13 protein-coding genes are annotated in these 14,785 nt (G+C 61.3%); 1 reads left to right on the top strand and 12 read right to left on the bottom strand.

Annotated features, from left to right (window positions below; genetic code table 11):
* Positions 1 to 90: 90 nt before the first annotated feature.
* A complete protein-coding gene (locus PSH69_RS18285) occupies positions 91 to 903 on the top strand; it encodes a bifunctional 2-polyprenyl-6-hydroxyphenol methylase/3-demethylubiquinol 3-O-methyltransferase UbiG (protein WP_305409352.1) in 813 nt (270 codons plus the stop codon).
* A gap of 15 nt (positions 904 to 918) precedes the next feature.
* On the opposite strand, the gene PSH69_RS18280 is transcribed toward PSH69_RS18285, so the two are convergent.
* The 12 genes from PSH69_RS18280 to PSH69_RS18225 form a co-directional block, all read right to left on the bottom strand.
* Complete coding sequence (locus tag PSH69_RS18280) at positions 919 to 1,227, bottom strand: addiction module antidote protein (protein ID WP_305409351.1); 309 nt, start codon at positions 1,225 to 1,227, stop codon at positions 919 to 921.
* A gap of 387 nt (positions 1,228 to 1,614) precedes the next feature.
* Complete coding sequence (locus PSH69_RS18275) at positions 1,615 to 2,304, bottom strand: N-acetyltransferase (RefSeq protein ID WP_305409350.1); 690 nt, start codon at positions 2,302 to 2,304, stop codon at positions 1,615 to 1,617.
* A gap of 57 nt (positions 2,305 to 2,361) precedes the next feature.
* Positions 2,362 to 3,174 carry a ChbG/HpnK family deacetylase gene (locus tag PSH69_RS18270; protein ID WP_305409349.1) on the bottom strand — a complete coding sequence of 271 codons (813 nt, stop codon included), beginning with the start codon at positions 3,172 to 3,174 and terminating at the stop codon, positions 2,362 to 2,364.
* Complete coding sequence (locus PSH69_RS18265; protein WP_305409348.1) at positions 3,146 to 4,369, bottom strand: GNAT family N-acetyltransferase; 1,224 nt, start codon at positions 4,367 to 4,369, stop codon at positions 3,146 to 3,148. Before PSH69_RS18265 ends, PSH69_RS18270 begins: the two co-directional genes overlap by 29 nt.
* Before the next feature lie 31 nt (positions 4,370 to 4,400).
* Complete coding sequence (locus PSH69_RS18260; protein ID WP_305409347.1) at positions 4,401 to 6,320, bottom strand: hypothetical protein; 1,920 nt, start codon at positions 6,318 to 6,320, stop codon at positions 4,401 to 4,403.
* The gene (locus PSH69_RS18255; protein ID WP_111454043.1) at positions 6,317 to 7,621 is read right to left on the bottom strand and encodes an oligosaccharide flippase family protein; all 1,305 of its coding nucleotides are present in this window, start codon (positions 7,619 to 7,621) and stop codon (positions 6,317 to 6,319) included. Before PSH69_RS18255 ends, PSH69_RS18260 begins: the two co-directional genes overlap by 4 nt.
* A complete protein-coding gene (locus PSH69_RS18250) occupies positions 7,618 to 8,619 on the bottom strand; it encodes a polysaccharide deacetylase family protein (RefSeq protein ID WP_305409346.1) in 1,002 nt (333 codons plus the stop codon). Before PSH69_RS18250 ends, PSH69_RS18255 begins: the two co-directional genes overlap by 4 nt.
* 12 nt (positions 8,620 to 8,631) lie before the next feature.
* A complete protein-coding gene (locus tag PSH69_RS18245) occupies positions 8,632 to 9,768 on the bottom strand; it encodes a glycosyltransferase (RefSeq protein WP_305409345.1) in 1,137 nt (378 codons plus the stop codon).
* Positions 9,761 to 10,729 (bottom strand): glycosyltransferase family 2 protein, encoded by a 969-nt coding sequence (locus tag PSH69_RS18240; RefSeq protein ID WP_305409344.1) that lies wholly within the window; start codon positions 10,727 to 10,729, stop codon positions 9,761 to 9,763. Before PSH69_RS18240 ends, PSH69_RS18245 begins: the two co-directional genes overlap by 8 nt.
* Complete coding sequence (locus PSH69_RS18235) at positions 10,726 to 12,093, bottom strand: O-antigen ligase (RefSeq protein WP_305409343.1); 1,368 nt, start codon at positions 12,091 to 12,093, stop codon at positions 10,726 to 10,728. Before PSH69_RS18235 ends, PSH69_RS18240 begins: the two co-directional genes overlap by 4 nt.
* The gene (locus PSH69_RS18230) at positions 12,090 to 13,145 is read right to left on the bottom strand and encodes a glycosyltransferase family 4 protein (RefSeq protein ID WP_086945149.1); all 1,056 of its coding nucleotides are present in this window, start codon (positions 13,143 to 13,145) and stop codon (positions 12,090 to 12,092) included. The genes PSH69_RS18235 and PSH69_RS18230 overlap by 4 nt, the downstream gene beginning before the upstream one ends.
* Before the next feature lie 32 nt (positions 13,146 to 13,177).
* Complete coding sequence (locus PSH69_RS18225) at positions 13,178 to 14,773, bottom strand: Wzz/FepE/Etk N-terminal domain-containing protein (RefSeq protein ID WP_305409342.1); 1,596 nt, start codon at positions 14,771 to 14,773, stop codon at positions 13,178 to 13,180.
* Between the last annotated feature and the right edge of the window lie 12 nt (positions 14,774 to 14,785).

The following is a 14,785-nucleotide window of genomic DNA, read 5'->3' as shown; positions in this document are numbered from 1 at the left end:
CAAGATCGCAACAAACCCCCGATGTGGTTTTTCCTGACGCTGATCTAGACTCGTGCCGGTCAATCAAAGGCCCGGAATCTGGAGCGTGCAATGGAAATGCCGACAAAAGAAAAAGCCATCGCCAGCAATCGCGATGCATGGAATGACTCCGCCCAACACCACAAGGACACCCCCGAATGGCGGGCCCGTTTGAGTGCGGTGAGTCATGGCGATTTTTCCTGCCTGGATGACACCCTTACCGGGTTGCTCCAACAGGTCGGTGTCGACGGCAAGGATGTGGTGCAACTGGGCTGCAACAATGGCCGGGAAAGCCTTTCGCTGTTTGCGCTGGGGGCCCGCAGCGTAGTGGGCGTCGACCAGTCCGGGGCCTTTCTCGATCAGGCCCGGGAGCTGGCATCCCGTTCGCCTCATCAGCCCGAATTCATCGAGGCTGACATCCATCACCTGCCGACTGAGCTGCACCAACGCTTCGACGTGGCGCTGATCACCATCGGCGTATTGAACTGGATGCCGGACATCGGTGAGTTCATGCGCCATGTCGCGCAAACCCTAAAGTCCGGCGGCAGCCTGGTGATTTACGAAACCCACCCGTTCCTGGAAATGTTCGACCCCGAGTCAGCCGATCCCTATCGCCCGGACAGCTCGTATTTTCGCAGTGAGCCTTTCGTCCAGGACCAACCGATCGTCTACGAAGGCAAAGTCGAACAGCAGGCCTCGGCGTCCTACTGGTTCGTCCACCCCCTGAGTGCCATCTTCACCGGTGCCGTCGAAGCGGGGTTGCAGATCAGCCACTTCAAGGAGTACCCGCATTCCAATCGCGAAGAACTCTACGACAAGTATCAGCAGCAAAAGGCGCAGTTGCCGTTGTGTTACACGTTGGTGGCGGTGAAGCGAGCGACGTAGTGCCAGGGGGTATTTTCAGAGCGTTGAGTGATTTGCCGCGTGCCCTGGTTGCGCGCAGAGATCAATGCCCAAGGCATGAATGACCTTTAGAACCGTGTCAAAACGTGGTTTCGCACCGGGTGCGAAGGCCTTGTACAGGCTTTCGCGCCCCATTCCGGAATCTTTGGCAATTTGTGTCATGCCGCGGGCCTTTACCACGTAGCCGATAGCACGAAGAAATTCTTCGTTGTCGCCGTCTGCCAATACCTGAGAGAGGTGTTCGCTGATGGCTTCGTCACTGTCGAGCAGTGCCGCCATGTCGAAGTTTGTTAGTTTTTGATTCATGCTTCTGGCTCCTCATTCCTGTGCGAACGTATCTGTTAGCGCAGGCATGAGGAGTCAGTTGGTTCTTTTGTAATGGGTGTATTTTTCCCTGAACTGTGTAGGCAACTGACCCCGTCGCGGGAAAGCCCTAATGTCAGTCAGTTAAGCCGTAATGCAATCTGTAGCAGCTGGCGAAGCCTGCGTTCGGCTGCTCAGCAGTCGTGAGTCGGACTAACGCGGTCAGCCTGATGCACCACAATCTCTGGTTTTACGACTGCTGCGCAGCCGAACGCAGGCTTCGCCAGCTGCTACAAGGAGTGCGTCGCGGCTGAAATTGTTTAACTGACTGGCATTAGGGCAAGCCCGCTCCCACAGGGAGATGCGGCCAAATGTGGGAGCGGAAGCCAATCACGCCTGCGCCGCCGTCACCGGCCGCTGTTCCGGTTTGCGCAGTGCCGTCAGCCGCGAGCCGGTGTAGTAGGTTTCGCGGAAGAAGCGCCAGCGGCCGAACAGGTCGTATACGTGGGTGATGCGCCCTTGCTCCTGGTAGTCCATGCGGATGTGCATTTTCATCGCCTGAATGTTGCGGGTATCGCAGACGTCGACGATCTTGTTGCACCCTTTGGCCCGCATTGCGTCCCAGAGCTTGAACTGGGCGTCCATTGACAGGCTGGTGCCGAAGTAGGCAGGGATCATTTCACCGCCGAACTCGAAAAACTCACCGGGGTTGATCCGGAACCAGCAGCCGTAATAGTGCCGGTCGAAGTAGTCCCTGGCACTGCCCCAGATGAATCCGATGGCATCACCTTCCTCGTTCACGTACATGTGTCCGGTGTGACCCTCGGCGGCGATTTCGGCCATGGCCTTGACGCGGTTGCCGTAGTACTTGGTGAACGCGGTGGCGTTTTCCGGGGTGATGATCACCAGGCGCAGGCCCGAATAGGGCCGCAGATTGTGCGGCGCCACCGGGGTCACCAGGTCGCGCCCCAGCCACAGCAGCTCCCTATGGAAATACACGTAGCGCTTCCAGAGCGACTGGAGCGTGTGGAGCAGGCCTTTTTGTTTGATGCGTTCGCGAATCTTGTCGATGGCGCTCATGAAGTCCTCCGAGGCTGAAGCCTGGGTGTGGTGGGTAACGTTTTCGATGGCGAAAAATCAGGATTTCAACGGGTGCAGTTCGGTCGGGTATTGCGGCTCCTCTTTGGATGCCCTCGGCACCACGGCATAGGACACTCTCGGAACACCCGCAAGACGCTGCTCCAGCACATGGCTCAGCGACTCTCCCGGGCTCAGATAGGCATCGCCAAAATCGGCGCCGATATGGATCGGATGGACGACGATTTCCAGCAAGCCGTCGATTGGCATCGCCACAGTGCGCAGGTCGACCGGGGTGCATACGTTCTGGGCGGTCGCTCCGGACAGGCTGTTCAGGCGATGGTTGAGCAACGTCTTGAACACTCGCTTGGGCACGCTCAGGTTACTTCCCAGATCGCGCGCCAGTCGCACGGGCACCCCTTGGCGGGCGGCAAACCGCGCGACGATTTCACCGATGGGCCAGATGTTGTGCACGTGCTGATGGGAATCGAGGTGGCTGGGGTGCAGGCCGTTGTCCAGGCAGCGTTGCCATTGGGCTTCGAGTTCCTCCAGCACCGCATCGCGATCCAGGCGGTTGAGCCAGAGACAGTGACGGGGCAGGCAGAGGTCGAATTCACCCTGGCTGTCGCAGAACGTCGAACGCGCCAGAATCGATGGGCTCAACGGCCGGCCATACGTGAGGTTAAAGTGCAGCCCGATCCGCCCCTTGAGCAATGGTTGCCGGGCCAGGACGCAGGCCGCTTCGAAGGCCGGCATGTTGGCCATGGCGGTTGCGGAGCTGATGACTCCTGCGTGGAAGGCACCCAGTATCACCGCGTTTTCGCTCGGACTGAGGCCGAAATCGTCAGCGTTGACTATGACTTGGCGAGGCATGGCTGCCCTCTCTTTCTTGTTCGGTGGGTGCAGCGTCTTTGGCGATAATGGGTGCCTGTATAGGTGTAAGCGTAGGAGCAACCAGCGTTGCTGCACGCCTGGCCTGCCACTTTTTTAACCCGGGTTTGATGCGGTGCCAGAGTCGCAGGGCCAGCCCCAGGGCGAGGCCGCTGGGGCGCCAGGAGTAGAAGCTCCAGCGCCAGTGCTCCAGTTGCCCGGTCATGCGTTCCAGGAGTTGATGGCTGGAGTTTTCCAGGCTGATCCGCGAGGCGTCGATCCAGCGCCAGTTGTCATCCAGACCCCAGCGGATCCACTCTTCGAGCAGCACCCGACCGCTGCCCAGGTCTGCATATTGCGGCAGGAACGCCAGGTTGTAGTCGTACAGCCGACCCCGTTCCAGCAAGCCGATGCGGTAGCTGATGCAGCGCCCGTCCAGTTCCAGCACCACCACCCGCACCAGTCCCAGTTCGGCGAGGGCGGTGAAAGCTTGCTCGATCCATTGCCGGTAGCGGTCATTGGTGAAAATCCCAACGCCTTGAAGGCCTTTCCAGCTCAGCGCTTCGACTTTGCCGAGGGTCCGCAACAGTGGCCTGATGGTGGCGGCGTCGGGGGTTATCCGTCGGATCTCGGCACCGCAAGCCGTGATGCGTTTACGTGCACGGCGCAGTTTGTAGCGGGGGTCGCCGGACACTTCCTGATGGTCGGCCTCGCTGATCAGGTGCACCGGCACCCGACAACTGAGGCGGCGCTCGCCGGTCGAGCTGTGGGCCATCCAGGTGGTCAGCGCACTTTCTTCGCCGATGGGTTCGCACAATTCATTGAGTTGCAGCATCGCATGGGGCACGCGACGGCGGATGATCACCAGCGCCTTGCGCATGCTCTCGGCATCGAGGCAACTGAGCAGGGCCAGGCGATCGGCGAGGGGGTAACCGAGGTGATGCAGGACTCGAAATGGTAGCCCGCCAAAGCGCTCCACGGACACCACCAACGGCAGGCACAAGGCCAATTCATCGCCGTGCCAGCCGAGCAGAACGTGCAAGCGCTCCCCGGCAACCAGTGCCTGTTCCGATGCGCGCAGCCAGGCGAGGGTGTTGAACGGTGTATGGTCCGTCACGCGCCAGCGCAACCCCTCATAGGCGGCTGTTGGAAAGTCCGGAGCGCACAACGACGTGCGCCATTCGAATCGAGCCATCATAGATTCAGACCGCCGCATAACTCATGGACGTTCATGAGGCGCTCCAGCTCAGGGCGAACAGGGTTTGCCCTGGCAGGTCGAAGCTGACGCGACCGTCCTGACAGTTGAATTTGCCTTCGCGACTGCGGCTGTCGGCACCAAAATACACCAGCGCTCCCTTGGTCAGCGGGCAGGTCGCCCCGGCCAGATCGACACGCTGCAAGCGCGCGCCCTTATTGACGCCCAACAGGCTGCGTTGGTGTTCGGTGGCCATCGCCAGCACGTCGACTTCGAAGGCGTCGTTGTCCAGGCGCATGACGTTTTTCAGCCAGTGCTGCCGGATGAATTGTTGGGCCAGGCCCACCGGTTTGAGCTCGAAACGATCGCCGCCCAGCACCCGCACCATGCCTTTGGGGTAGTTCGGTTCGTCGGCGGCCTGGAACCAGTTGAGCATGTCCAGCAACCCGTCCTGCGCCGAGTTGATGACCACCGAGGTCCACCACAGCGAAGCGAAATGGGTTTCCTGATCGTAGGGGCTCAGGCTTGATCCGCTGGACAGGTTGGTCTGGTCCAGCAGTAAGGCCTTGCGTGGCCGGCCCTTGGCATCGAGGCCCACCAGCTCGGCGGCGCGGCGCACGCTGTCGCGGTAGACCCGGGTCGCCAGCAGGTCGCGAACCATCCATTCATGCCAGGCGAGGGCGTCGATCTGCTCGCCGGATTCAGCCAGCAGGCGCCGTGCCCAGTCGATACCGCGCTTGTCGGCAGCATCGTCGGTGAACGGGCCGTTGACGAAGCGCGAACTGGCGGGCATGGCAATGCGAATGCCGGCCTTGGCGTTGGCCGGATCGCTGCGCACTTGCCGGGCCATGCTGTTGAAGATCGCCTGGTAGTTGGCGTAGCTCGAGTAGTTGAGATTGGGCTCGTCGGCGAACGCGATGTAGTGAGTGCCGCCGCCACCGAGGGCGCGGGTAGCGGTGAGCCAGGCGTCGAGGCCGGCGTTGCTCACGGTGTCGGCGCGCAGATCGGCCTGACGCTGGCTGCCGGCCAACAGCGTGATGTCCTGCGTAATGCCGAAGCGGTTCTGATAGAGCTGGCGGAATGCATCTTCGTGGTGCGGATTTTGCGCCGTGACGTCGACGAAACTGTAGTAGGAACCCGCCTGAGGCTTGAGGGCGTCGAGCGCCGCGAAACTGGATTGCGGCGGCAGCACGTAGGGCAAATAAATGCCCAGGTTCGGGGTCGGGCCGAGCGTCTCTTTATGCAGGGTCAGCCGGGTCTGGCCAGCGTCCTCGCGCAGCGGCTTGAGTTGCTGCGGGTTCTGGGCGAACAGGTTTGCCGTGCCATCGAGCCAGAACGCGACCTTGCCGCTGCCTTGCAGGCGCAGGCGCCAGATTTGTTCGTCCTGGGTGACGGGCAGTTCGAGCTGATCGAATTGCCAATAGGCACGATAGGGTTTCAGCGCCAGTGTCACTTGTTTGTTATCGCCCACACGTTGGGCCAGCAGAGCGCCGACGCCACCGTGAAACTTGCCGGCCAGCACGGCGTGTTCCCCCGGTGCGACTTTGAAATACAGCTCATCGCCGCCACGGGTTTCGGCGCTGAAATGCACCTTGGCCGGGGCGAACAATGCCACGGTGCGTTCGTCGTGTTCGACGGTGTAGCGGCGGAAGCTGTAGCCCGGAATTTCCAGTCGATAACTGGCGGCACCCGGCACCAGCGGCCAGCTCTGCTTGCCGCGTGGTTCACTGGCGGCGATCAGGCGATCGCCCTTCAGGTTGCCGTTGCCGTCGAGCAGGTACAGGTGTTCTTCGTTGGCATCGGCCTGCCACGCCGGGACCCACTGGATGGTCAACGTGTCGGGGCGATCCGCTTGCAGGTACAGGCTGCCGTCGCGAATGTCGGTCCAGCGCATGGGCGCCGCCTGAGCGCTCAAACCAAGGCCCAGGCTCAACAGCAGCACCAGGCGTTTCATGCTGATTTCCGTTGCAGTATCTGAAGCATCGGTGCCACATCGCTGGGCAGGATGATCAGGGTTTGCCAGAAGGGGACGCCGCTCAACCGGCAGTACATCACCAGCAACGCGACGGTTACCGCCAGGTAGGCGATGGACGATGCCGCCGCGGCGCCGACGATGCCATACATCGGGATCAGCAACAGGTTCAGGGCCAGGTTCAGCAGCGCGCCGAGGCCCACCAGCAGCGAAACCGTGCCGGGGCGATTTTTGCCCAGCAAGTCCAGGCGCAGGATGCTCGCATAGCAAAGACCGAGCAGCCCCGGCAGCAGCGCCAGCAAGGCTGGGTAGGCTGGTTGATAGGCAATGCCGAACAGGGTGACGATCAGCCATTGCCCGATCACGGCCATGGTCAGGCAGGCACCGAGCATCACCGTGGCGGTCAGGCGCAAGGCCAACGGCGTCAGGCGTTCCATGCCTTCGTCCTGTTGCAGCAGGCGTTTCATCAGGGGTGTGGTCACCGCTTCCGGGACGATCAGCAGCAACTCGGCGGCAGCGCTGGCCATGGCGTAATGACCCAATGCCGTACTGCCGAGCAAGGCACCGATGAACAGGTAATCGGAGCGCAGAATGACTTGCTGGAACAACAAGTCGGGATGGCTACGGGCGCTGTAGCGCAACAGTTCTTTCTGGCTGGCGCGGTCCCATTGCAACGTCAAGGGTTGCGCGCGGTTGAGCCAGACCCAGCCGGCCAGCACCACCAGGCTGATGCCGGCCAGCCAACTGATCAGCGCCGCTTCCAGCGCGGCGTCTTTCCACATCCAGAACAAGGCGATAAACAGCAGCAGTGGCGCCAGCGATTCCACCAGCCGCAAGGCATTGAACGCCACCACACCGCCCGACGCGTTGTGCAAGGTCAGCAGGCCGCTCTTGAGCACGGTCAGCGGCACCGCCAGCAGCAACAGCCAGGCGAGCAATCCCAGTTGTGTGGTGATATCGAGTTCGCTGCCGAACTCGCGGGTCAGCGCCACCACCAGCAACGTCAGCAAACCCGCCAGCAGGCAACCGAATACCAGCACCTGACTCAGCAGCAAACCCATGGGCCGTTGCTTGGCCGCCTGATAACCCACCGCCGAATTCAGCCCGCCGCTGGTGGCGGCGCTGATCAAATCGGGCAGGGTGCTGAGCAGCGCGAACAGGCCGCGCTCGCTGGGCCCCAGAATCCGCGCCAGCAACACGTTGCGCAGCAGGCGCAGGCCGATCATCGCCAGTTTGGTGCCCATGCTCAGGGCCAGGTGTTTGAGGTAGTGGCTGCGACTCATGGCCGGGCTCCGCGGTAGATGCGCCACGACAGCAGTTCCGGATCGCGCGCCGTGCGCTGGCTGATGCCGATTCGCGGCAAGGCCAATGGATCGCCGACACCACGGTAAATCCCGCTGGCGGTGCCCAGGGCAAACGGGAAGTCGTGGTCGGCCACGTGTTCGCGCACCCGCGCATCATGGTTGCCATTGGGGTAGCAGTAGACTGGCAGCGGCCGGTTGCAGCCGTTCAACAGTGCATTGCGGCTGCGACTCAGTTCTTCATCCAGGTGTTGATCGTCAAGGTCGGTGAAGATCGTGTGGCTGGCGCCGTGAGGGCCGAAGCGGATCAACCCGCTGGCTTCCAGCGCGCGCACTTGATGCCAGTCCAGGGCTTGGGGCAACGACTCTTCAGGGCATTGGTCGGTGAGCCGGCTCAGTTCGCTTGGTGGCAGGCTTTTCAGGCTTTGCAGAAAATGCAAAAGCGCCAGGCTACGGCGCTGCACATCCAGGTCATCGAGCATTACCGGTAACGGTCGCCCGATCCGTTGCAGGCATTCAATCAAGTGTGTCCGGGCTTTTTCACCGTGGCTGTGCCACAGGGTTTCCCCCAGGCTTTCCCACCAGAAGCGTTGCCGGCTGCCGATGAAGTCGGTGGAGAGAAAAATGCTCGCCGGCATCTGATACCTTTTCAGCAACGGAAAAGCATTCAGTGCGTTGTCGCGCCAGCCATCGTCGAAGGTCAGTGCGACTTTGGGGCGCTCCGACATGGCGGTGCCGGGTTGCAGAATTTCCATCAGTGGTACGCAATCGAAGTGTTTTTTCAACCAGAGCAGCAGATGGGCAAAGGCCTTCGGCCCGACGCACAGCTCATTGCGATGGGGCAGGTCGGCGGCGCGGTCATTGGGCAGCACCCGGTGCAGCATCAGGATCACCCCGGCACCGTGCAGTTGGTGACGGCCTACCGGCGAGTTGAGATAGAGCCAGCCACTGGTGCGTTTTAATAGTTGTTTGATCGCCATGGAGCGGTCCTTTCAACGATTTTGCTCGGGGTTCCACTGCGCGTACCGCTGTCCACGCAGGAACTGCCACAGACCGATACTCATTCCGGCAAGGGTCACCAGAAAGAAGCCGGCGAGGCGAAAGGGTTTGGGTAAACGGTGTTGCACATCCAGCAGGCCGGCGATGGCCACCGCATAACCGAGCAGTTGCGCGATCAGGCTCAGGCGATAGAAGCCATGCACGTTCCACAACCAGAAGTTGCTCAGCAACAACGGCAGCAACAGGATCGGTGCCAGGCGTCGAATCAGTTTGTGGCTGATCAGCGCAATCGCATACAAGCCATGGCGCCAGGGATTCAACAGTTCCCGACGCTGGGCCAGGCTCTGCAAACCGCCGACGGTGACGCGCAGACGACGGCGCCATTGTTTGTCGATCTCATCGACGCCCTGGTCGATCACCCGGGCTGTGGGCACATAGACAATGCGTTTGAGCGCCACCGGTGCGCAGGTACTGATAAAGAAATCATCGTTGACCTCCGACGGCACGCTCTGGAACAACTCGCGACGCAGGGCGAGCAGGGCGCCGTCGGCGGAGACCATGCAGCCGGTGCGATTTTCCACCATGCGCAGCCAGCCTTCGTAGTGCCGATAAAGGCTATCGCCCAGGCTCAGGCCCTGGCCCGCCACCGGGATCAACATGTGCCCGGCGCAGGCCCCGACCTGTGGATCGGCCAGGGGCGCGAGCAATTGGCCGAGGGTGTCGGTCGACCATTGATTGTCGGCATCGGTGAACACCAGAATCTCGCCCGTGCTCAGGGCAACGGCGGCATTCAAGGTGGCTGCCTTGCCCTGACGGGGCAGGTCGAGCACGCTGATGCGCGGGTCGATAACCTTGCGGGCGCAGGCCACGGTGTCGTCGGTGGAGCCGTCGCTGGCCAGAATGATCTGTAGCGAGCGCGCCTGATAATCCTGGGCGAGCAGGATGCGCAACTTTTCTTCGATGTACTGGGCCTCGTTGTGCGCGGCGATGACGATGCTTACGTTCATCGGCTGTGCCGGCCCATGACGCCGCGCGGGAAATAACGGCGCGAGCAGCGTCAGCAGCAGCGGGTAGCCGAACCAGGCGTACACCGGCAATAACAGGCACCACCAGAAAATGAATTCAGCCACGGGCGGGTCTCCTGGCATTCCAGCGACAAAGGCTCAGGATGAGCGCGGCACCCGCCAGGTGCAGACGCACCCAATGCAGGCCCCAGAGTTGCAGCATCAGGCGCGGGTCGCGGTGTATCAGGCTCTGGCGCAGACTTTGGGCGAGCGCTGGCAGGCTGGTGACGAACAGCATGAATAGCGCCAGTCGGGGGGAACCGTTAAGCAGGGCGGATAGCGCCATGAAATCCAACACCCAGGCGATGATCGATAGCATCGGGAAACGCAGTAGACGCAGACTCATGCCGTGGCTGCGCAGTAATTGCAGGTGACTGCCCTGACGCCAGAACTCCTTGCCCATCCATTCACGCCAACTGCTCTCGTACCCCCAATGCAGGGCAACGCTCTGGTTGACGGCCAGCAGGCGTGCGCCAGAGTGGGAAAGGCGCATGGTGAAATCTTTGTCTTCACCGGTGCGCAGGTTTTCGTTGAAGCCGCCGACCTTGTCGAACCATGGACGACGCATCAACAGGTTGGAGCTGGGCAGCCATCGCACTGCTTTCATCGTTTCATCGTTCGGGCGCAACGTGCGGCGTTGCCAGGCGTTGGCATACCACGGGGCTTCGGCCGGGGTGTGCAGGTCCAGTCCCAGGACGTCGACCTGGACCGCGTGTTGGATGCTCAACAACAGCGTGAGCCAGTCCTCGGGCATCTCGATATCGGCATCGATGAAGCCCAGCCATTCGCCTGTCGCCATCGCCGCCCCGCGATTGCGCAGGGCGCCGATCAGCAGCCCGGGCAGCACCAGCACCTGCGCCCCGAGCTGGCGAGCGATGTGCGGGCCCTGATCGTTGGAGCCGTTATCGACCACGATCAGCTCGCATTCCATCCCGGCAGCCTGCGCGGCTTTTTTCGCGGCAAGCAAGGTGCGGCCGATGTGTCTGGCCTCGTTGTACATCGGGATGGCAATGCTGATGCGGTTCATGCCCTGGCCTCCGTCGGCGGACGTTCTTCAGCCTTGAGGCGCAACACCCAGGTCAGGGCGAGCATGATCCACAGGTACTTGTGATTCGGTGCGCTGAGGAACATCAAAAACAGTGTCAACGACAGATAACTGATGCCCAGGTGGGTGATCAGGTCGGTCTGTTCCCAATCCCGTCGCAGCATCCAGGCTTGACGGGCGCGGACCAGGTTGTACATCCCAAGGCCGAGCATGCCGACGAACAACAGCCCGGCGGGAATCCCCAGTTCACTGAAGATTTCCATGTACGTGTTGTGAGCACGGCGGTACAAGTCGCCGGGTTTGCGGTTGGCGGAAAACACCTTGGCGTACCCGGAGGTGGCGTAGTGCAGCGGGAAGGTGCCGGGGCCGGAACCGAGTAACGGGTGCTCACGAATGATCTGGCTGCCGACCACAAGGTATGACGTGCGGCGGCCGAGGGATTCGTCCTGGCTTTTGGCGCCTTCTTTCAAGACGCTCAAGGACTGGATGCGTTTGAGGTAACCGGCCGGCATCGAATAGATCCCCACCGGGATCACGAGCGCAAGGCCGAGCATGGCAAAACCCAAGTGGCGCGGCCGGATGCGTGGCAATTGCGCGCGATAGTGCCAGGCGCCGATCATCAAGCTCAGAAGCAGGACCACCAGCCCGGAACGGGAATCGGTTTTGGTCATGCCGCCCAGCAGCAAAATGCAGCAGCCGCCCCAGAACAATCGATGCAACAGGTTCGGGCCGCGGATTACCAGTAGCAGGGCCAACGGCACGGCGAAGGCGATCAGCAGGGCAAACGAGTTCGCGTCTTCCAGCAGGCCGGCGGCGCGACCCTGGTCCTGATACTTGGTGGAGAACATGGCCAGCGCGCTGGTCGCGCTGACGCTGAGGGTCACCAGTCGGGCGAACAGATCGAGGTTCAACTCGCGGCCGATCAGCAAGGTGATTACAAACAGCACCAGGCCGACGCTCATGTCCCGCAGATGACTCTGGGACATGTCCATGTTGTCGGTATTGATCATGCTCAACAGGTACAACACCACGAAGCCGATCAGGAAGCGCCAGATGTTGCTGCGCAGGCGCTCGGACGGAATCTGGTGAATGGCCAGTTGCAACATCAGGACCAGTGCCAGTGACGCACCGATGAATTTGGTGCCTGACAGCGCGTTGCCCTTGAAGAAACCTTCGAATGGCACCAGCGCCGCGATGCCCAATAACCCCCAGGCGGGTTTTCGGTAGAGCACACCGACAGCGACCATGCCGAGCACCGCGCCGGGCGCCAGATAGGGGTAAGGGCTGGCCAGCAAACCGAGGCAGACCAGGGCGAGCAGACTGACGATCGAGAGCGGAAAGATCACGCGCGTGCCTCCCGTGCAGTACGGATATAAAGCTGCGACCAGCGTTCGGCCAAGGCCTTCAGGTCGTAACGGTCCTGTTGCGTACGTCTTGCGTTGTCGATCAGTTCGCGAGCCAGTACCGGCTCACTCAGCAGCGTGTCGAGCTGCCGGGCAAGGGCGACGCTGTCGGTGGGGGGCGCCAGCAGACCGTTGTGCCGATCCTCCAGCACATCGGGAATTCCGCCGACGCTGAACGCCACCACCGGCACTCCGGCCTGCATTGCTTCGAGCAAAATCATCGGCGTGCCCTCGGTGCGCGAGCTGATCACCAGCGCATCGAGTTGCGGCCACCAGCGGTTCATGTCGGTCTGGTAACCCGGCAGGGTGATGCGGTTGTGCAAGCCGGCGGCGGCAATTCGCGCCAGCAGGGTTTCCCGTTCCGGGCCATCGCCGAGCATCACCGCGTCCAGTTGCGGATGTCGCTGACACAGCGCAATCAGCGCATCGAGAAACAGGTCCGGGCCTTTTTCATGGGTCAGCCGACCGACGTAGCCCGCCAGCCAGCGTGGGTGTCTGGCGTTGTGGGGCAGCAAGCCGTTGGCGGTTGGCAGACCATTGGGAATCACTTGCAGCTTCTCCTTCCGAACACTGGCCTTGCGGTGCAGCGCTGCGATGCTTTCGGCCACGCACACCACCCGATTCACCGACGCGGTGCGGCACAGTTGCAGGCTCAGCCAGCCGTAGAAGCGTTGCTTGCGACTGCGCGGGGTGAAACCGTGCTGGGTAATCACCAACGGCAAGTCGAACAATGTCGCGCCGACCCAGCCAAACACCAGGCCTTTGAAATTGTGCGTATTGATCAGCGGATGTTCAGCCCGCCGATAACGTAAATGACCCAGCAATTGCCCCAGTCCCGCGAAAGCACGGCAATCGACCCCGGCCTCGCGGAACCGGTCGATCAGCGCCGGCGGCGCATCCAGAAACAGCACCTGGTGGTGTCCTGGCGTCGCCAGGCAATGGTCCAGCAACATCCGCTCAGCGCCATAAAAGCCGCCGCTGCTGATCAAATGCATGATCGGCAGCGCGCTGGCGTTGAGCGGCCCGTTCAATGGCGCACCCAATACATGAAGCTAGGCACGGTCCAGTTCTTGTGCGGGTTGTTCGGCAGGACGTCCTGATCGTTGATCACCAACAGCACCGGCAAGCCCAGTTCATGGGTGATTTGCGCTGGATGTTTGAAGCTGTGATCGAAGAACTCACGCACGTAGACGAAGGCAATCGCCAGCAGCAGACCGGTCAGCATCCCGAACGGAATGATCAGCAGCGGTTTGGGAAACGCCACCTCGGTCGGTTCGAACGGCGGGCTGAGTACCCGGGCGTTGGACAAATCGCTGTCCAGCGCGCGGGCGGTGCTGCTTTCGGCAAAGCGCTGGGCGTAGGTGGAGAACGCCGCGTGCAAGGCATTGATCTCGGTATCCATCTGCTGCAACTTGCTCTGAGCCACTTGCAACTGGTGGATGCGGTTCTTGAACTCGGCGATGCGCGCGGTTTTCTGGTTGATCACCGAGGTGACAATGGCCAGGTCGCTGGTGCGCTCCTGAATCCGGTTGCTGACGATTTTCAGGAACTGCTGGCGGGTGCGGGTAATTTGCTCGCGGGCCAGCAGCATCGGTTCGCTGCCCGGCTGGAACACTGCCAGGTCGTTCATGTAGCGACTGACCTGAGTCGTCAGTGCCTCACCGATCTGCCGGATCTCCCGGTCTTCGAAGGCAATGTTGTCCACCGTGGTGGTGAAGGTGAAGGGGAAGGTGTAGTCGTTGAGCCGAGAGGTATTGTTGGCCGCCGCCAGCGCGGTTTTCAGGTAGTCGAGCCAGCGCTGGCTTTGCAGCAAGCGATCCTGATACTGGTTCAGGTTCTCTTCCTCGGTATTGATGGCGTTGAGGCGGAAGGTGATTTCTTCCTTCGGATCGGACGCACCGATCTTTTCGAGCAACGCCAGTCGAGTGCCTTCCAGGCCATCGAGCCGCACCTGATACTGCTTCTTCTTGGTTTCGTAGAAGCTCTGTGGCAGATCGATCGATTGCAGTTCCTGACGGCTGGCCAGGTAGTTTTGCAACATCGTTGCGACAAACCGGGTGCCTTGGGCCGGATCGCTTGAGCTGTAGATAATGGAGATCACGTTGGAGCCGGGCAGGGTGTCGATCTTCAGGTTATCAATGGCCTCCTGGGTGAAGGTATCCAGGGTGGTGTCCCGCACCGGATCGGTTGCAAGCCCGAGCGCGCTGCGCACCGGGTTGATCACGTATTCACGCAAGGGGTTGGTCACGAAACGCTGGATCGGTACGGTCACCAGTTTGTTGAAGGCCCCGGGGTTGGGCGTGTACTCGCCTTTGGCCTGCAGGTCGCTGATGGTCTGACGGATCAGGGCCGGTGAGCGCAGGATATTGCTCTCGGTTTCCATATCCGCCAGTGACGGAGGAATGAAAGAGGCGTCGCCTTGGGTCAGGGACGTGGTGGCGTCTCCCTGAGAGAGTTTTTTGGACTGCACGAGCACCTGCGCGGTGATATCGAAGCTCTGTTTGAGCACCAGTGGCAGGAGCAGGGCGATCACTGCAAAGATCAGGAAGATTCGCTTCACCAGCCGCTTGTTGGCGAAGAAGATCCTGAAGAACTCATGCAGGTAGTTTTCCTTTGGGTTCATAGTCGGTCACCT

The organism is Pseudomonas sp. FP1740, from assembly GCF_030687165.1.
Classification (GTDB): domain Bacteria; phylum Pseudomonadota; class Gammaproteobacteria; order Pseudomonadales; family Pseudomonadaceae; genus Aquipseudomonas.
This window is presented reverse-complemented; position numbering and strand designations above follow the sequence as displayed.

What these genes read in the sequence shown, in the direction of transcription:
- PSH69_RS18285 (WP_305409352.1), top strand. Translation starts at nt 91, where the DNA reads ATGGAAATGCCGACAAAAGAAAAAGCCATCGCCAGCAATCGCGATGCA.
- PSH69_RS18280 (WP_305409351.1), bottom strand. Translation starts at nt 1,227, where the DNA reads ATGAATCAAAAACTAACAAACTTCGACATGGCGGCACTGCTCGACAGT.
- PSH69_RS18275 (WP_305409350.1), bottom strand. Translation starts at nt 2,304, where the DNA reads ATGAGCGCCATCGACAAGATTCGCGAACGCATCAAACAAAAAGGCCTG.
- PSH69_RS18270 (WP_305409349.1), bottom strand. Translation starts at nt 3,174, where the DNA reads ATGCCTCGCCAAGTCATAGTCAACGCTGACGATTTCGGCCTCAGTCCG.
- PSH69_RS18265 (WP_305409348.1), bottom strand. Translation starts at nt 4,369, where the DNA reads ATGATGGCTCGATTCGAATGGCGCACGTCGTTGTGCGCTCCGGACTTT.
- PSH69_RS18260 (WP_305409347.1), bottom strand. Translation starts at nt 6,320, where the DNA reads ATGAAACGCCTGGTGCTGCTGTTGAGCCTGGGCCTTGGTTTGAGCGCT.
- PSH69_RS18255 (WP_111454043.1), bottom strand. Translation starts at nt 7,621, where the DNA reads ATGAGTCGCAGCCACTACCTCAAACACCTGGCCCTGAGCATGGGCACC.
- PSH69_RS18250 (WP_305409346.1), bottom strand. Translation starts at nt 8,619, where the DNA reads ATGGCGATCAAACAACTATTAAAACGCACCAGTGGCTGGCTCTATCTC.
- PSH69_RS18240 (WP_305409344.1), bottom strand. Translation starts at nt 10,729, where the DNA reads ATGAACCGCATCAGCATTGCCATCCCGATGTACAACGAGGCCAGACAC.
- PSH69_RS18230 (WP_086945149.1), bottom strand. Translation starts at nt 13,145, where the DNA reads ATGCATTTGATCAGCAGCGGCGGCTTTTATGGCGCTGAGCGGATGTTG.
- PSH69_RS18225 (WP_305409342.1), bottom strand. Translation starts at nt 14,773, where the DNA reads ATGAACCCAAAGGAAAACTACCTGCATGAGTTCTTCAGGATCTTCTTC.